The following is a 17,833-nucleotide window of genomic DNA, read 5'->3' as shown; positions in this document are numbered from 1 at the left end:
GGCCATGGCCCAGGACCATCTCGCCGCATCATCTCCGCTCCCCGAGCACGCGCGTCTCGCCGCGTTCGCCGGCGAATGGGATGGCGAAGAGGTGGTCTTTCCGTCGCGCTGGAATGCCGGCGGGCCGGCCACCTCGCGCATCGTCGCGCGCATGGACCTTAATGGGTTCTACCTGATCCAGGACGGCGTCCAGATGCGCGACGGCAAGCAGGTCTTCGCCACCCACGGCCTCTTCACCTACGACCGCGACGACCGGACCTACAAATTGTTCTGGTACGACTCGCTCGGCTACACGCCGCCCTCGCCCGCTTCCGGCGGGTGGGTCGGCAAGACCCTGACGCTGGTGCGCGGCTCGCTCCGCGGCAATGCGCGCCACGTCTACGAAATCATCAATGAGGATTCCTACTCGTTGAAGATCCAGTTCTCGCCGGATGCGGAAGGCTGGGCCGACGTGCTCACCGGCGTCTACCGTCGTGTTCACTAGAGTTGGGTATGGCCGGATATCCGATATGGGACGCAGCAACGACCTCGGATCAAATGCCGGATACGTGCCCCTTCTCAATCGAGGAGATGCAGCAATATCTCTTCGTCAACCACTATCACTGGTCCCGTGATGAGGAGCCAACGACATTCCTCGTCAGGGGACCACATGCTGAGACAGTCAAGGCCGAACGGAGCTACTGGCTGTTTGAGGCGACAAAAGATCGGTCATCTCGGCGCGAACGCAAGCAGCTTTGGTGTTCGCTCTGCCAGAAGCCGCATGTTCTCGATGCGCTTCACGACCATAACCCCGTCGATGAGGGCCGACAGTGGTTCGTCGTCGTCGGGTCGGGAAAGTTTGGACGCGAAAAGATGATGCGTTGGATGTACGCCCAGACGAATGATGATGGCCTGTCACCGGACCAATTCCTCGACAAGGTTTATGAAGAACAACTCGCAGAAGATGCTCGGAGCTAAGTAAAAATGTCCATCCTGATCGACAAGAACACCAAGGTCATCTGCCAGGGCTTCACCGGCAAGAACGGCACCTTCCATTCCGAGGCCGCGATCGCCTACGGCACCAAGATGGTCGGCGGCACCTCGCCGGGCAAAGGCGGCGCGACCCATCTGGGCCTGCCGGTGTTCGACACCGTGCGCGATGCGCGTGAGAAGACCGGCGCCGATGCGTCGGTGATCTACGTGCCGCCGCCGGGCGCGGCGGATGCGATCTGCGAAGCCATCGACGCCGAGATCCCGCTGATCGTCTGCATCACCGAGGGCATTCCCGTCGTCGACATGGTGCGCGTGAAGCGCTCGCTGGCCGGCTCCAAGTCGCGCCTGATCGGGCCGAACTGCCCGGGCGTCATGACCGCCGGCGAGTGCAAGATCGGCATCATGCCCGCCAACATCTTCAAGACCGGCTCGGTCGGCATCGTCTCCCGCTCAGGCACGCTCACTTACGAAGCTGTCTTCCAGACCTCCCAGGAGGGCCTCGGCCAGACCACCGCCGTCGGCATCGGCGGTGACCCGGTCAAGGGCACCGAGTTCATCGACGTGCTGGAAATGCTGCTCGCCGACCCCAAGACCGAATCCATCATCATGATCGGCGAGATCGGCGGTTCCGCCGAGGAGGATGCCGCCCAGTTCCTCAAGGACGAGGCCAAGCGCGGTCGCAAGAAGCCGATGGTCGGCTTCATCGCCGGCGTCACCGCCCCTCCCGGCCGCCGCATGGGTCATGCCGGCGCGATCATCTCGGGCGGCAAGGGCGACGCCGGTTCCAAGACCGAGGCGATGAAATCGGCAGGAATTACAGTGTCCCCGTCGCCCGCCCGCCTCGGCCATACGCTTGCCGAAAAGTTGAAAGGCTAATTCACTTCTTCGTAATTTTCCGGGCGAAGTTTCGCAGCAAATAGGGTAAAGGGTGCCTGTCGCGCCGAGCCTCTGCCGGGGAGCTCGGCGTCAGCGCCGTTTGTTATGCGCGAACCGAAATCGCCAGGAACTCCAGTATGTCTCGCCAGGACGCGAACGCAGCCTTTGCCTTGTCCTCCTTTTTGCAGGGCACCAACGCCACCTACATCGACGAAATCTACGCCCGCTACGAGAAGGACCCCTCCTCGGTCGACGCCGAGTGGCAGGAGTTCTTCAAGAGCCTCAACGACCAGCCTGCCGACGTCCGGAAGAACGCCGAGGGCCCGTCCTGGGAGCGCGCCAACTGGCCGCTGACGCCGCAGGACGACCTCACCTCCGCCCTCGACGGCAATTGGGCTGAGGTCGAGAAGGCGGTCGGTGCCAAGATCGCCGCCAAGGCGCAGGCTAAGGGTGCCGACATCTCCTCCGCCGACGTGCTTCAGGCCACGCGCGACTCCGTCCGCGCCTTGATGCTGATCCGCTCCTACCGCATGCGCGGCCACTTCCATGCCAAGCTCGATCCGCTCGGCATCGAAGCCCAGCGCAACCGCGAAGAGCTCGACCCGCGCACCTACGGCTTCAGCGAAGCCGATTTCGACCGCAAGATCTTCCTCGATCACGTGCTCGGCCTCGAATACGGCACGCTGCGCGAGATCACCGCGATCTGCGAGCGCACCTACTGCCAGACGCTCGGCGTCGAGTTCATGCATATCAGCAACGCGGCGCAGAAGGCCTGGATCCAGGAACGCATCGAGGGACCCGACAAGGAGATCTCGTTCACTCCTGAAGGTCGTCGCGCCATCCTGACCAAGCTGGTCGAAGCCGAGGGCTTCGAAAAGTTCTGCGACACCAAGTTCACCGGCACCAAGCGCTTCGGCCTCGATGGCGGTGAAGCGCTGATCCCCGCGCTCGAGCAGATCATCAAGCGTGGCGGCAATCTCGGCGTGAAGGAAATCGTGCTCGGCATGCCGCATCGCGGCCGCCTCAACGTGCTGACCCAGGTATTGGGTAAGGCCCATCGCGCACTGTTCCACGAGTTCAAGGGCGGCTCCGCCAACCCCGACGCGGTCGAAGGCTCGGGCGACGTCAAGTACCACCTCGGCGCCTCCTCGGACCGCGAGTTCGACGGCAACCGCATCCATCTGTCGCTGACCGCCAACCCCTCGCATCTCGAGATCGTCGATCCCGTCGTGCTCGGCAAGGTGCGCGCGAAGCAGGACCAGCACGGTGATCCGCCCGACATGCGCATCTCCGTCATGCCGCTGCTGATGCACGGCGATGCCGCGTTCGCCGGCCAGGGCGTGGTCGCGGAATGCTTCGGCCTGTCCGACCTGAAGGGCTACCGCACCGGCGGCTCCGTGCACTTCATTGTCAACAACCAGATCGGCTTCACCACCTATCCGCGTTATTCGCGTTCTTCGCCTTACCCGTCGGATGTGGCGAAGATGATCGACGCGCCGATCTTCCACGTCAACGGCGACGATCCGGAAGCCGTGGTGTTCGCGGCCAAGGTCGCGACCGAGTTCCGGCAGAAGTTCCACAAGCCGGTCGTGATCGACATGTGGTGCTATCGCCGTTACGGACACAACGAGGGCGATGAGCCCGCGTTCACCCAGCCCGTGATGTACAAGCGGATCGCGGCCCATCCCTCGACCCTCACTCTTTACTCCAAGCGCCTGATCGCCGACGGCGTGGTCACCGAAGGTGAGGTCGACAAGCTGAAGTCCGACTGGCGCTCGCGGCTCGATGCCGAGTTCGAGGCCGGCACCTCCTACAAGCCGAACAAGGCCGACTGGCTCGACGGCAAGTGGTCCGGCTTCAAGATTGCCGACCAGGAAGAGGACGCGCGGCGCGGCGTCACGGGCGTCGACATCGCCACGCTGAAGGATATCGGCCGCAAGATCACCAAGGTGCCGGACGGCTTCCGCGTTCACCGCACCATCCAGCGTTTCCTCGATAACCGCTCCAAGGCGATCGACAGCGGCGCCGGCATCGACTGGGCGACCGGCGAGGCGCTGGCGTTCTGCTCGCTGCTCAACGAAAACCATCACGTCCGCCTGTCCGGACAGGATTCGGAGCGCGGCACCTTCTCGCAGCGCCACTCGGTCCTGATCGACCAGGAAGACGAGAGCCGCTACACGCCATTCAACCATCTCGGTCACGAGCAGGGCCATTACGAGGTCATCAACTCGCTGCTGTCGGAAGAGGCCGTGCTCGGCTTCGAATACGGCTATTCGCTCGCCGAGCCGAACACGCTGACCCTGTGGGAAGCCCAGTTCGGCGACTTCGCCAACGGCGCGCAGGTCGTGTTTGACCAGTTCATCTCCTCGGGCGAGCGCAAATGGCTGCGCATGTCCGGTCTCGTCTGCCTGCTGCCGCACGGCTACGAGGGCCAGGGCCCGGAGCATTCCTCGGCGCGCCTCGAGCGTTATCTGCAGATGAGCGCGGAAGACAACATGCAGGTGGTCTATCCGACCACGCCGGCGAACTACTTCCACGTGCTGCGGCGCCAGCTCCATCGCGAGATCCGCAAGCCGCTGATCGTGATGACGCCGAAATCGCTGCTGCGTCACAAGCGGGCGGTGTCGCGCATCGAGGAGCTTGCGAAGGGCACGACCTTCCACCGCATCCTCTATGATGACGCCCAGATGCTGCCGAACGAGGCGATCAAGCTCGTCCCCGACGAGAAGGTCCGCCGCATCGTGCTGTGCTCCGGCAAAGTCTATTACGACCTCTACGAGGAGCGCGAGAAGCGCGGCATCGACGACATCTACCTGATGCGCATCGAGCAGCTCTATCCGGTGCCGTTGAAGGCGCTGGTGGCCGAGCTGTCGCGCTTCAAGAAGGCCGAAGTGGTGTGGTGCCAGGAAGAGCCGCGCAACATGGGCGCCTGGCACTTCATCGAGCCCTATCTGGAATGGGTGCTGAACCAGGTGAACGGCGTAAGCCGGCGTCCGCGGTATGTCGGCCGCGCCGCTTCCGCTGCGACCGCCACGGGTCTGATGTCCAAGCATCAGGCGCAGCTGAAGGCGTTCCTGGACGAAGCACTGAGCTGAACTTTTCGAACTGCGTCATGCCCCGCCTCGTGCGCAACCAGCGCACCGGAGCGGGGCATCCAGTACGCCGTGACGTCCGTGCCCTGTACGAGCGTCCGGTTTGCTGGATGGCTTGCTTTTCGCAGGCGATGGCATCCGCACTTATGACCGCATTGGCGATCCCTAAGGACAAAGACCATGACTGAAATTCGTGTGCCGACGCTCGGCGAATCCGTCACCGAGGCCACCATCGGCCGCTGGTTCAAGAAGGCCGGTGATCCCGTCGCCGTCGACGAGCCCTTGGTGGAGCTCGAGACCGACAAGGTCACCATCGAAGTCCCGGCGCCCTCCGCCGGCACGCTGAGCGAGATCGTCGCCGCCGATGGTGCCACCGTCGCGGTCGGCGCACTGCTCGGCCAGATCACCGATGGCGTCGGCGCTGCCAAACCGGCCGCTGCGCCTGCCAAGCCTGCAGCGGCTCCCGCGGCTGCTGCTGCCGCACCGGCCCCGGCTGCGAAGGCGCCGCCGGCCGATGCCCCGCTCGCGCCTTCCGTGCGAAAGCTGTCGGCCGAGAGCGGCGTCGATGCCTCGACCGTTCCCGGCTCCGGCAAGGACGGCCGCGTCACCAAGGGCGACATGCTCGCTGCGATCGAGCGCGCGGCCTCCGCGCCGACCCCGGTCAACCAGCCCGCCGCCGCCGTGCAGGTCCGCGCGCCCTCGCCGGCGGATGATGCCGCCCGCGAAGAACGCGTCAAGATGACCCGGCTGCGCCAGACCATCGCGCGCCGCCTCAAGGACGTGCAGAACACCGCGGCCATGCTGACGACCTTCAACGAGGTCGACATGACCAACGTGATGGCGCTGCGTGCGCACTACAAGGATGCGTTCGAGAAGAAGCACGGCAGTAAGCTCGGCTTCATGGGCTTCTTCACCAAGGCGGTGGTGCAGGCGCTGAAGGACATCCCGGCCGTCAACGCCGAGATCGACGGCACCGACCTGATCTACAAGAACTACTATCACATCGGCGTCGCCGTCGGCACCGACAAGGGCCTCGTCGTGCCCGTGGTGCGCGACTGCGACCACAAGTCGATCGCCGACATCGAGAAGGGCATCGCCGATTTCGGCCGCCGCGCCCGCGACGGCCAGCTCAAGATCGACGAGATGCAGGGCGGCACCTTCACCATCACCAATGGCGGCATCTACGGCTCGCTGATGTCGACCCCGATCCTGAACGCGCCGCAGTCCGGCATCCTCGGCATGCACAAGATCCAAGATCGCCCGATGGTCGTCGGCGGCAAGATCGAGGTCCGCCCGATGATGTATCTGGCGCTGTCCTACGATCACCGCGTCATCGACGGCAAGGAAGCCGTCACCTTCCTGGTTCGCGTCAAGGAGAGCCTGGAAGATCCGGCGCGTCTGGTGCTCGATCTCTGATCCCTGATGCTCTGCGAGCGCCGTCGCCGTTCGCGACGGCGCATGTCGAACCATGGAGGCGCGCGTGACGGATAAAGTCGTTGTCATCACCGGCGGCAGCCGCGGCATCGGGCGGGCGACCGCGATTGCGGCGGCCGCGCGCGGCTTTCGCGTCGTGGTCGGCTATGCCAGCAACAAGACCGCCGCCGACGAGGTGGTCGCGCAGATCGAGGCCAGCAACGGCAAGGCCATCGCGGTGAAATGCGATGTCGCCGAGGAAGGTGACATCCTCGAACTGTTCAAGGCGGCGGACAAGTTCGGCACGCTCGGGGCGCTCGTCAACAATGGCGGCATCGTCGGCCAGAGCGGCGTGCGCGTCGACGAGATGTCGGCCGAGCGCATCCAGCGCGTGATGGCGGTCAACGTCACGGGCTCGATCCTCTGCGCCCGCGAGGCGGTGAAGCGGATGTCGACCAAGCATGGCGGCAAGGGCGGCGTCATCGTCAATCTCTCATCGGTCGCCGCGAAGCTCGGCTCGCCCAACACCTATGTCGACTATGCGGCCTCCAAGGGCGCGATCGATTCCTTCACCATCGGCCTCGGCTATGAAGTCGCAGGCGAAGGCATTCGCGTCGCAGGCATTCGCCCCGGCCTGATCGACACCGAGATCCATGCCGCCGGCGGCGAGCCCGACCGCGCCCATCGTCTGGCCCATCTGGTGCCGATGAAGCGCGTCGGCACCGCGGACGAAATCGCCAACGCCATCGTCTGGCTGCTGTCGGACGAGGCCTCCTACGTCACCGCAGCCACTCTCGATGTCTCCGGCGGACGCTAACGCACCGGCAGACGCTGACGCATCCTCATCACGCTAAACTCACGGGACTTTCTCTCATGGCTACCTACGATCTCGTCGTCATCGGCACCGGACCGGGCGGTTATGTCTGCGCGGTGCGCGCCAGCCAGCTCGGCATGAAAGTCGCCGTGGTCGAAAAGAACGCCACCCTCGGCGGCACCTGCCTCAATGTCGGCTGCATGCCCTCGAAGGCGCTGCTGCACGCCTCCGAAATGTTCGAGGAAGCCGGCCATTCCTTCGCGAAAATGGGGGTGTCGGTCTCGTCTCCGAAGCTCGATTTGCCCGCGATGATGAACTTCAAGCAGCAGGGCATCGATGGCAACGTCAAGGGCGTCGAATTCCTGATGAAGAAGAACAAGATCGACGTGCTCAAGGGCACCGGCAAGATTTTGGGCACCGGCAAGGTGGAAGTCTCCGCCGACGGCAAGTCGCAAGTCGTCGACACCAAGAACATCGTCATCGCCACCGGCTCGGACATCGCGCGTCTCAAGGGCATCGAGATCGATGAGAAGCGCATCGTCTCGTCCACCGGCGCGCTGTCGCTGGACAAGGTGCCCGGCAGGTTGCTGGTCATTGGCGCCGGCGTGATCGGGCTCGAACTGGGTTCTGTGTGGCGCCGGCTCGGATCCGAAGTCATGGTGGTCGAATTCCTCGATCGTATTCTGCCCGGCATGGACGGCGAGATCGCCAAGCAATTCCAGCGCATCCTTGAAAAGCAGGGATTTGCATTCAAGCTGGGTTCGAAGGTCACTGGCGTCGAAGTGAACAGCAAGGCGCTGCTTGCGAAAATCGAACCGGCTGCGGGTGGTGCCGCCGAGACGATCGAGGCCGACGTCGTGCTCGTCTGCATCGGCCGCGTGCCGTACACCGACGGTCTCGGCCTGAAGGAAGCCGGCGTTGCGCTCGACGCGCGCGGCCGTGTCCAGATCGATCCGCATTTCGCCACCAGCCTGAAGGGCGTCTATGCCATCGGCGACGTCGTCGCCGGCCCGATGCTCGCGCACAAGGCCGAGGATGAAGGCGTTGCGGTGGCCGAGATCATCGCCGGCCAGGCCGGCCACGTGAATTACGATGTCATCCCCGGCGTCGTGTATACCACGCCGGAAGTGTCCTCCGTCGGCAAGACCGAGGAGGAACTGAAGCAGGCAGGCACGGCCTATACCGTCGGAAAGTTCCCGTTCACCGCCAACGGCCGCTCCAAGGTTAATCAGACCACAGACGGTTTCGTGAAGATTCTCGCAGATGCGAAAACCGATCGCGTGCTCGGCGTGCACATTATCGGCATTGAGGCCGGCGAAATGATCCATGAAGCCTGCGTTCTCATGGAATTTGGCGGCAGTGCGGAGGATCTCGCCCGCACCTGTCACGCCCATCCGACCCGCTCAGAGGCCGTCAAGGAAGCCGCGCTTGCAGTCGGCAAGCGGGCCATCCATATGTAGGCACGCGCCCAGATCCGAATCGGGCGGGAAACACATGCTGCGCCGCCTTCTTCAACCGGTCTGGGTCCTGCTTGCGATCGTCTTTCTGATCGAAGCTTGGCTGTGGGACCATCTCGAGCCGATCGTCGCGCGGATTGTCGCGGCCGTCCCGCTGGCGCGCTTCAAGCAATGGCTGACGGAGCGGGTCGACGCGCTGTCGCCGGCCATGACGCTGATCGTATTCGCGGTGCCCGTCGTCCCGCTGTTTCCGCTCAAGCTGATCGGGCTGTGGCTGCTCGCGCACGAGTACTGGACCAGCGCGGTGTTCACGATCGTTTTCGCGAAAATGCTCGGCGTCGGCGTCACCGCCTTCGTGTTCGATGTGACGCGCGACAAGCTCCTGGAGATGCGCTGGTTCGAGCGGATCTACGATCTCGTGCTGAAGGTGCGGGCCAAGGCCGCCGAGCTGGTCGACCCGGTCAAGCGCCGTATCCGCGAGCTGATCGCCGGCGACGGGGAGGGCTGGTCCTCCCGCACGCTCCGCCTGATCCAGCGCTTCAGGAAGAGCGTGCACGAAGCGCGGTGATCTTCGCCACGACGGCAGTCACGTAGCCCGGATGGAGCGCAGCGCAATCCGGGACAGCCCTCCCCGCATTCCGCTACGCTTCATGCGGGCTACAAGTCTCAATGCAAATGCAAGAGATGCGGCCACCACAGGCCGAGCGCGGTCATGAAGAGGCCGGCGATCGTCAGCACGCCGCTGACATAGGCGAGCGCGAGCATGCCGGTGATGATGGTGGCCGAGGCCAGCACGATGCCGATCTGGAACGCGGCCGACGCCAGCTCGAAATGGTGGTATTTCGCGGTCGCCTCGTCGCGGTCGTGCTCGGCGTGCTTGGCTTTCTCCGCGAGCTGCTCGGTGCCTTCGCCAGTCTCGGGCTCGGAGCGGTAGCGCTGCGCGGTCTTGGTCCAGTCGTCGACCTGCTTCTGCACCGTCGCCTTTATGGCATCGTCACTCGTGCCGCCCAGCGTCAGCTTGCCCTGCTCGGCCGCGGTCAGCACCACGGTGCGGCGGATGCTCTTGGCCTGGAAGAACGCCCAGAGATTGGCGGCCTCGACGTTCTTGCTGATCGATTCGGTCTGGGCGCCCTTGCCGAGCGTCTCGGAGATCGCCAGGAACAGCGCCAGAACGGCGATCAGGAGCGCGATCTTCTTGTTCGAGCCGGACGCGTGTTCGGCGTGCTCGGCGTGCTCCATGCTTTCATGTGCGCTCATAAATCTCTCCTGCCTCGGTTCCGCAACGATTGACCGAACCGCGGGCGCCGCGCAAGAGGCACGCGAGCTATGACGAGAGTGTGTCACGCTGTCGGCTGGTTCACCGCACCCTTTCCGCCGGAAATTCGACCGCATCCCCGAAGTCGGGCCTGTCATCATACGGCGTGAGAAAGAAGCGCGGATGACGCGGTTCGAACACGGCGCCTGTCAGGCAGGCAAAGACCAGCGGAAAGGTGTCGATCAAGGTGATGTCTTCGGGAGCCGCCGCGCGGCATTGCTTCGGCAGCCGAAGCGCATCCAGAACGGCGAATCGTTCGTGGAGATCGGCATCCGACCAATCGGATGGCGGGCGATTGGTCTGGCCGCGGAAGCCCGTGCCATGATCCGACTGGAGGATGATCAGTGCGTCGGGATCCGACGTCACGATCTTGTCGACAAGCGTCAGCGTCTGCGCGTTGGCGCAGCGGAGCTGGTCGAGGAAGGCCGGACGGCTCGCCGGGATCCAGCGCTGGAGGTCCGGGGCGGCAGGGCGGAAACCGCAGTCCGCCGTGAAACGGAACGGCACATGCGGCACCAGGATGTGTGCGTAGAGGAAGAACGGCGACGGCGTCGCCCGGACTTCATTCAACAGATGGGTCAGGTCATCCACGCCGCCCCACGCAAACGGCGACTGCCGCCGACCGATGATCAAGTCGATCACCGGTGTGTTGGAGAGGATGGCGACGTCCATCTCGTCCAACCCGACATTTCCGCGCAGGCATCTCGGCGCGTCGGATGCGCATTTGGTCAGGTTGTCATAGCCGTTTTCGAAGTGGACATAGCTGTATCCGGCCGAGGTGAGCCGGGCCACCGTCCGGTTCTTGCCGCGCACGATCGGATACAGCCGCTCCATCGGGAAAGCCTTGAGGTTCTTGCCTTCGCCCTCGACGGTGTAGTCGGCGTTGGCCGTGCTCGATATCGAATTGGCCGTGGCCGGAAAATTCGAGCGGGCGTTGCGAAAAACCGTAAAGTCCTTCGAGCCGAGCGACGCGAGGAAGCCGCTGTTGTCGAATGAAAAGTCTTCCTTGAGGACGTCCTGCCTTGGATAGGCATCGAGCACGATCCAATAGATGTTCGGAGACATCGTGAGCTTCATCGCCGGCTCATCGGCGCCCGCGACCGGGCGCGGCACGCGCTGCTCGTTCGCAAGCGCGGTCGCGATGCGGGCGGCAGGCGGGGCGGCAAACGCCAACGACGCCACCAGCGCGACCGTCACGAGTGCCGGTCGGCGGATCACGATCAGGGCGCCGATGCCGGTGGCGACGGCCATCATGGTCCAGGCGATCGCGGCCCAGTCGCCGAAGCGGCCCTTCATCTCGTACTCAACCAGCTCGACGCGATAGGCGAAGAAGACGAAGATCGTCAGCCCGACCGCCAGAACGATGCGCCATGGCGGGACCTTGCGCAGCAGCAATGCGAGACCCACGGAGAGGGCTGCCGCGATCGCCACGATGCCGGCCGCGTATTGCATGACACGCGACGGACCAGCCAGCGCGCTCATGTTCGCTGCGTAGAAATTGAGGAGGGCCATCGTGGACAGAAGGACGGCCGTCGCGACCGCGCGGAGCAGGACTATTCTGTCGTTGGATCGGAGCGGCATTTCGGTCTCAATCGATGTGTCTTGCAAATTCATACAGCGTGCGGCCACCCGGGGTGAGGTCGAGCCGCCGCACGATCGTTGCATGGCGGGTCAAGGCGCGCTCGAATTGGTCGGCGTCATAGCCATCGAAAATGTCACGCCTCAGCCGCAGCATGCGCTGGATCATCGGGTCGGACTTCGGAACGAACTCGATCACGCCGCGTGGCGCCAATCCCACGAGCCAGTCCAGCACCGACGGCAGCGGAATGTTCCGGCCGATGGCGAGATGGTGCACGATCGCGAGCGCGATGACGGCGTCCGCCTTGCTGCGCGAATGCAGCCCCGAACGCTCGGTCTCCGCCCAGCCCTGACCGGGGCTCGGATTTGCGGCATCGCTGAACAGGGGGAGAAAGTCCAGCTTGTCCGCGGTCGCGCGCGCCACCGCAACGTCGAGCGCGTTGAGATCGGCGTCGAACCCGATCACGGACCGGACCCGGCTTTGCAAAAGCGCTTGCGAATATCGACCGGTGTTGCAGCCGATGTCCCACGCACAGGCCGGCGTATTGTCTTGCGCGAAGCGGCTGACGAATTCCTGCTTCCTGCTTTCCTCGGTGCCGGAATATGAAAGATTGCCGCGCTCATATTGCTGCCATTCGGTCGGTCCGACGTCCTTCGGCGCGAGATTGGAGATCCAGCGCCGCAAGCGGCGCAACATCATCTGAAGCGCGGCTTTGGGGAGCGGCTTCGGCGCGCGTGAGGGCTGATCCGGAGCGCGGCGTGCCCGTCGCTGGAAGCGGTCCGGAAGCGTGATGTTGGTCATGACGTCCGGGGAGAGCCACCGCTTGGGCCATCCGATCAGCGCCGCCATGTCGGCGGTCGGAATGCCCTCCAGCGCGCCCCGGTACCAGGAATTGTGAGCGACGCCGAGCAGGGCGCGCATCAGCAACGGGTTGGCGAATTGTTCGACGAATTGCCGGTGGCCGTCCCAATAGTCGCCGTCCCGATAAGGCACGAAAGAGGAAGTGTCGATGAAGACCGGCCGGATTCCGATGAACTGAATATTGTACGCGGTCGCATCCGACAGCGTCAGACCGAAGTCGAGCGCGAGCAGATGGACATCGATGTGAAGCAGCGCGGCGCGCTTGAGCAGCTCGAACGGCCATTCATAGGGATAGGAGATGAACGGGACCCTTGGATGCTCCAGAACTTTCCGCTGGCTGGCTTCGGCATGAACCAGAATCTGCGTCGCCTCGTCGGAGCCTGCATCCTCCGCGGCGACGATCCATCCTCTTTCGATCAGCGCATCGTAGGCGCCCGACGATTTCAGCAGCAGGAAGTTGCGATACGCTTCGTCGTCGACCGCGCGAAAGACCCGGCCAGCTTTGGTGAAGACGTAGCCTGAGGGATCGCGGAACGATCCGGGATCACGCATCGTGGTCCGATATGGATCTGTTGATCGCAATCTCCGGCGACGATTTCGAGCGCCGGAAGAAACCCATCACCCGCTTTCCGTAAGCGCGAATGGCGATCAGGCCGCCGGCGATGCCGGCAAGCAGCGCCTGCACGGCGAAGGCGCCGCTCCCCGGGTCCAGATAGGCATAGGCGCTGGTCGGCATCAGCACGGCGAGCCCCACCAGCACCGCCACCGTCATTCCCGAAGAAGTCCTATTCATTTTCCACAAGCCCCAGACGATCGTCGCGGGTTCCCAGATGCCGCCTATTGGTCTTTTGTACCATCCACCTAGGCGCGTAAACCCAAATCCGCTCCATTCCCCGGTCGTCAAAGGTTCTTTCTGCTGCTGCGATGCGGTGGAATCGTTCGCAGCCTCAGCGCCGCGGATGCGCGCTGGCATAGACCTCCAGCAGGCGCTCGGAATCGATGCCGGTATAGACCTGCGTGGTCGAGAGCGAGGAATGGCCGAGCAATTCCTGGATGGCGCGTAAGTCCCCGCCGCGCGAGAGCAGATGCGTTGCGAAAGAGTGGCGGAGCGCGTGCGGCGTGGCGCTGTCGGGAAGTCCCAGCGCACCGCGCAGCCGCTCCATCGCGAGCTGGATGATGCGCGGGCTCAAGGGACCGCCGCGCGCGCCGACGAAGATCGGCCCTTCCGCCGGCAGCGGATAGGGGCACATCGCGACGTATTCCTGCACCAGCTCCAGCACGTTCTGCAACACCGGGACCATACGGGTCTTGTTGCCTTTGCCTGTGACGACAAGCACGTCGCCTTCGCCCGGCCGCGGCACTTCGTGGCGCTTCAACCCCAACGCTTCGGAGATGCGCAGGCCCGAGCCGTACAACAGCCCCATCACCGCGGCATCGCGCGCCAGAACCCAGGTCTCGCGATCCTCGCCGGCGCGCTCGTCGGCGTCCGCAAGACGCTTTGCAGATGCCATCGGCAGCGGTTTTGGCAGGCTCTTTGCGACTTTCGGCGCGCGAATGGCGGAGAGCGCGCCGACCTTGCCCTTGCCTTCGCGCTCGAGGAAGCGGCCGAACGAGCGCAGGCCCGCCAGTGCGCGCATCAGGCTGCGGCCGGCAATGTCGTCGGCGCGGCGCATTGCCATGAAGGCGCGCACATCGGTCGCTTCCAGCGCGGCGAAGCGCTTGAGCGTGACGCGCTCGCCCCAATGGGCACAGAGGAAATCCAGGCATTGCCGCAAGTCGCGGCCATAGGCCTCCAGCGTCTTCGGCGACAACCGTCGCTCGGCGCCGAGATGCGACAGCCAGCGCGTCATCTCCTGCGCGATCGAGGGATCGGCGCTGGCGAGCTCGATCTGTGGGACGGCTTTGCTCATGCGCTCTGGACGTGGTGATTCCCGACAGTATATCGCATCACACTCGTTTATCGTTCGCTAAGGCCGCCCCAGGGCGCTAGCCTTGAAGCCCCGGGTTCCGATTCTCCGTTCATGGACCACACGCCGCGCAGCACCACCGCCCCCACCAACGCGACCGGCATGGTCGACGTGCTGGTGCCGGTCGCGCTCGACCAAACCTATTCCTACAAGGTGCCGCGCGGGATGGAGCTGAAGGCGGGCGATCTCGTCGCTGTGCCGCTTGGGCCGCGCGAGGTGCTGGCCGTGGTCTGGGGCGAAAACGCCAATCCTGATCCGCGCCTGCACAACCGTCTCAAGGAGGTCAGCGAGAAGCTCGACATCCCGCCGCTCAAGCCCGAGCTGCGGTCCGTGGTCGACTGGGTCGCCAATTACACGCTGAGCCCGCGCGGCATGGTGCTGCGCATGTGCCTGCGGATGGGCGAGACTCTCGGCCCCGAGCGGGTGCGCCCCGGCGTGCGCCTGGTCGGCGATCCGCCGCGACGGCTGACGCCGGCACGGGCGCGCGTGATCGAATTGCTGTCGGACCGGCTGCTGCACGGCAAGTCGGAGGCCGCCAAGGAGGCAGGTGTCTCCTCAGGCGTGATCGACGGCCTCGTCGATGAAGGCACGCTCACGGTCGAGCCGATGCCGCCCCCTCCGCCGCCACCAGCACCTGACCCGGAATTCGGCCGGCCGGATTTCTCGCCGCTGCAGCGTGCCGGTGTGGATGCGATGCGCGCGCTCGCGGCCAACGGCACCTTTCACGTCGCATTGCTCGACGGCGTCACCGGCTCGGGCAAGACCGAGGTGTATTTCGAGGCCGTCGCGGAAACCATCCGCCGCGGCAAACAATCACTGATCCTGATGCCGGAGATCGCGCTCACCGGCCAGTTCCTCGACCGCTTCGCGCAGCGTTTCGGCGTGCGGCCGATCGAATGGCACTCCGAGCTCACCCCGCGCACCCGCGCCCGTAATTGGGCGGCGATCTCCGCAGGGACTGCGCCGGTCGTAGTCGGCGCGCGATCGGCGCTGTTTCTGCCCTACGCCGATCTCGGCCTGATCGTGGTCGATGAAGAGCACGACCAGGCCTACAAGCAGGACGAGGGCGTGCATTATCACGCCCGCGACATGGCGGTGGTGCGCGCGCATATCGCAAAGATCCCGGTCGTGCTGGCGTCTGCGACGCCCTCGGTCGAATCCGAGGTCAATGCGCGCAAGAATCGCTATCAACGCATCGCGCTGCCCTCGCGCTTCGGCGGCCAGCACATGCCGCATATCGAGGCCATCGACATGCGCCGCGAGCCGCCCGCGCGCGGCCGCTTCATCTCGCCGCGGCTTGCCGGCGAGATCAGAGCTGCGATCGAAAGGCGCGAGCAGGCGCTGCTGTTCCTCAATCGCCGCGGCTATGCGCCGCTGACGCTGTGCCGTAGCTGCGGCCATCGCTTCGCCTGCACCATCTGCGATGCCTGGCTGGTCGATCACCGGTTCCGCCAGCGCCTGGTCTGCCATCATTGCGGCTTCTCGATGCCGCGCCCGCATCTCTGTCCGAACTGTTCGGCCGAGGAATCGCTGGTCGCGGTCGGCCCCGGCGTCGAACGCCTGCAGGAGGAGGCGGCTGCGCTGTTTCCGCAGGCGCGCACCATGGTGCTGTCGAGCGATCTCATCACCTCGATCGAGACGATGCGCAGCGAGCTCGCCGAGATCGCGGAGGGTCGCGTCGACATCATCATCGGCACCCAACTCGTCGCCAAGGGCCACAATTTCCCGCGGCTCAATCTGGTCGGCGTGGTCGATGCGGATCTTGGTCTATCCAACGGCGACCCGCGCGCGGCGGAGCGCACCTGGCAATTGCTCAACCAGGTGATCGGCCGCGCCGGACGCGAGCAGGGCCGCGGCGTCGGATATTTGCAGACGCACCAGCCCGATCATCCCGTGATGAAAGCGCTGATCGCCTGCGATCGCGAAGCCTTCTACGACAGCGAGATCGATCTGCGCGAGAAGACGCTCTATCCGCCGTTCGGTCGGCTCGCGAGCCTGATCATCTCCGCGGGTGACCGCCCGAGCGCCGAAGGTCTCGGCCGCAAGCTGGTGGCACTCGCGCCGCGCGACGAGCGCGTCGTGGTGCTCGGGCCGGCAGAGGCGCCGCTCGCCGTCATCAAGGGCCGCTACCGCTTCCGCATTCTGGTGAAATCCGCGCGCGGCTTCGATCTGTCGGATTATTTGCGCAACTGGCTCGCGGTCTGCCCGAAGCCGACGGGCAATCAGAAGCTCGAAGTCGACGTCGATCCGCAGAGCTTTTTGTAAGCCTCGAGCTTTCGTAGGGTGGGCAAAGTCTGCGTCTTCGTTCGCAGAACGAAGGCGCAGGCGTGCCCACCACTGGATTTGGTGGGCACGCTCCCGCCGCCGCTCTGCGAGCGCCGGCGGATGCTTTGTCCATCCTGCGGCTGCGATCGCGATGACGCCGGGCATACAAAAAGCCCGCGGTCCCCCAAGACCGCGGGCTTGTTTCACGCGCATCAAACTGATGAAAACTGCGCGTGTGATCCGAGGCGCGAACGCCTTAGGAGACGACTTCCGCGGTGACGCGGCCGACGCCGGCGCCGGTGAGGCCGATGGCGCGGGCAGCGCCGGTGGAGAGGTCGAGAACCCGGCCGCGAATGAACGGACCACGGTCATTGATGGTGACGATGACGCTCTGGCCGCGGTGGGTGACGCGCAGCTTGGTGCCGAACGGCAGCGAACGGTGCGCCGCGGTCATGGCGTTCTGGTTGAAGCGCTGGCCCGAGGCAGTCTTGCTGCCGGACTCGTTGCCGTAAAAGGACGCGACGCCGGAGAAGCTGTGACCGGAGCCCGAGGTCGGCGTCATCGACGCATTGGCGTTACGCCAATCGGAGGTCGCGTTGGTGTCAGCCTGGGCGTTGTGGCGGTGATGGTGGTGATGCCGGTGATGCCTGGATTTGGCGGAAGCTTCGGTGGCAGTTCCACCGATGAGGAGAGTTGCGGCAACGAAAGCGATCGCCGTGCGCGGCCGGGTCACAGAGCCCAGCGTCTTCAAAGACAGCATTTAGTGGTCCCTAAGCTAGTATTGCCACATATGTGGCTAGTGGAGCCCCCATCAGTTTGTGAGCGGTTTGGCGTTTCGATTCCCAATGCGGCGTGAATTGGGCAGTAAATCCATTCTGTGTCGTCATGAAATATCTTGTTACCGCGATGAGATATTCAGCCGATGTTCCGTAATCTTCGCCTTTAACGATTTATTAATCTGACGATTACATGCGAATACTGTAAACTGAAGTTGTCGTTCCCGATATTTAGAATTGAGTAAGTATTCAGCGTGTGGAGCTGAGGAGGTCGGGAATCACGCCTCGGCGATCCGTGTTCATGGCCGCTATGCGCTGAGGGCGGGAACCAAGACGAGGAAGAGGCTCCGCGAGGTCTGTGACATTCCGTGGCCGGGAGGTCGTCATCCGATCCTTGATCCAATCGTTGGATCAGGCCGTCATCGACGGATCGCGGCGTGCGACGA

The 17,833-nt window shown here is 64.4% G+C and carries 15 protein-coding genes; 9 read left to right on the top strand and 6 right to left on the bottom strand.

The genetic code is table 11. The annotated features are described in order from the left end of the window. Nucleotides 1-4 precede the first annotated feature (4 nt). The 8 genes from IVA79_RS29845 to IVA79_RS29810 all read left to right on the top strand — a co-directional run bounded on the left by IVA79_RS29845 (nt 5) and on the right by IVA79_RS29810 (nt 9,192). Entirely contained in the window at nt 5-484 is a 480-nt protein-coding gene (locus IVA79_RS29845; protein WP_247559837.1) for a DUF1579 family protein, read from the top strand. 8 nt (nt 485-492) lie between these two features. Continuing rightward, a complete protein-coding gene (locus IVA79_RS29840) occupies nt 493-957 on the top strand; it encodes a hypothetical protein (protein WP_247559835.1) in 465 nt (154 codons plus the stop codon). A gap of 6 nt (nt 958-963) precedes the next feature. Continuing rightward, nucleotides 964-1,848: a succinate--CoA ligase subunit alpha gene (sucD, locus tag IVA79_RS29835; protein WP_018318870.1), complete on the top strand. Its 885-nt coding sequence runs from the start codon at nt 964-966 to the stop codon at nt 1,846-1,848. Between the two features lie 137 nt (nt 1,849-1,985). Next, nucleotides 1,986-4,943 carry a 2-oxoglutarate dehydrogenase E1 component gene (locus tag IVA79_RS29830; RefSeq protein WP_247559833.1) on the top strand — a complete coding sequence of 986 codons (2,958 nt, stop codon included), beginning with the start codon at nt 1,986-1,988 and terminating at the stop codon, nt 4,941-4,943. A 177-nt stretch (nt 4,944-5,120) separates the two neighbouring features. Further along, the gene (gene odhB, locus IVA79_RS29825) at nt 5,121-6,356 is read left to right on the top strand and encodes a 2-oxoglutarate dehydrogenase complex dihydrolipoyllysine-residue succinyltransferase (protein WP_247559830.1); all 1,236 of its coding nucleotides are present in this window, start codon (nt 5,121-5,123) and stop codon (nt 6,354-6,356) included. Nucleotides 6,357-6,420: 64 nt separating this feature from the next. After that, on the top strand, nt 6,421-7,170 hold the full coding sequence (locus tag IVA79_RS29820) for an SDR family oxidoreductase (protein WP_247559828.1): 750 nt from the start codon (nt 6,421-6,423) through the stop codon (nt 7,168-7,170). A 56-nt stretch (nt 7,171-7,226) separates the two neighbouring features. Then, the gene (lpdA, locus tag IVA79_RS29815; RefSeq protein ID WP_247559826.1) at nt 7,227-8,627 is read left to right on the top strand and encodes a dihydrolipoyl dehydrogenase; all 1,401 of its coding nucleotides are present in this window, start codon (nt 7,227-7,229) and stop codon (nt 8,625-8,627) included. A 34-nt stretch (nt 8,628-8,661) separates the two neighbouring features. Next, nucleotides 8,662-9,192: a hypothetical protein gene (locus IVA79_RS29810; protein ID WP_247559824.1), complete on the top strand. Its 531-nt coding sequence runs from the start codon at nt 8,662-8,664 to the stop codon at nt 9,190-9,192. Nucleotides 9,193-9,290: 98 nt separating this feature from the next. Here the strand turns inward: IVA79_RS29810 and IVA79_RS29805 are convergent, their stop codons facing one another. The 5 genes from IVA79_RS29805 to IVA79_RS29785 form a co-directional block, all read right to left on the bottom strand. After that, on the bottom strand, nt 9,291-9,881 hold the full coding sequence (locus IVA79_RS29805; RefSeq protein ID WP_247559822.1) for a DUF4337 domain-containing protein: 591 nt from the start codon (nt 9,879-9,881) through the stop codon (nt 9,291-9,293). Between the two features lie 100 nt (nt 9,882-9,981). Continuing rightward, on the bottom strand, nt 9,982-11,520 hold the full coding sequence (locus IVA79_RS29800) for a sulfatase-like hydrolase/transferase (RefSeq protein ID WP_247559821.1): 1,539 nt from the start codon (nt 11,518-11,520) through the stop codon (nt 9,982-9,984). Between the two features lie 7 nt (nt 11,521-11,527). Then, nucleotides 11,528-12,931: a class I SAM-dependent methyltransferase gene (locus IVA79_RS29795; RefSeq protein WP_247559819.1), complete on the bottom strand. Its 1,404-nt coding sequence runs from the start codon at nt 12,929-12,931 to the stop codon at nt 11,528-11,530. Further along, nucleotides 12,924-13,151 (bottom strand): hypothetical protein, encoded by a 228-nt coding sequence (locus IVA79_RS29790; protein WP_247559817.1) that lies wholly within the window; start codon nt 13,149-13,151, stop codon nt 12,924-12,926. Before IVA79_RS29790 ends, IVA79_RS29795 begins: the two co-directional genes overlap by 8 nt. 175 nt (nt 13,152-13,326) lie before the next feature. Continuing rightward, nucleotides 13,327-14,289 (bottom strand): tyrosine recombinase XerC, encoded by a 963-nt coding sequence (locus IVA79_RS29785; protein WP_247559815.1) that lies wholly within the window; start codon nt 14,287-14,289, stop codon nt 13,327-13,329. Between the two features lie 111 nt (nt 14,290-14,400). On the opposite strand from IVA79_RS29785, the gene IVA79_RS29780 reads away from it, so the two are divergent. After that, nucleotides 14,401-16,611 carry a primosomal protein N' gene (locus IVA79_RS29780; protein ID WP_247559813.1) on the top strand — a complete coding sequence of 737 codons (2,211 nt, stop codon included), beginning with the start codon at nt 14,401-14,403 and terminating at the stop codon, nt 16,609-16,611. 256 nt (nt 16,612-16,867) lie between these two features. Here IVA79_RS29780 and IVA79_RS29775 read toward each other — a convergent pair whose 3' ends face one another. Further along, nucleotides 16,868-17,371 carry a septal ring lytic transglycosylase RlpA family protein gene (locus IVA79_RS29775; protein WP_247559811.1) on the bottom strand — a complete coding sequence of 168 codons (504 nt, stop codon included), beginning with the start codon at nt 17,369-17,371 and terminating at the stop codon, nt 16,868-16,870. Nucleotides 17,372-17,833 lie beyond the last annotated feature (462 nt).

Origin of the sequence: Bradyrhizobium sp. 138, from assembly GCF_023074075.1 — a bacterium.
Classification (GTDB): domain Bacteria; phylum Pseudomonadota; class Alphaproteobacteria; order Rhizobiales; family Xanthobacteraceae; genus Bradyrhizobium.
Note: the sequence above shows the minus strand (reverse complement) of the source record. Positions and strands in the feature narration are given on the sequence as shown.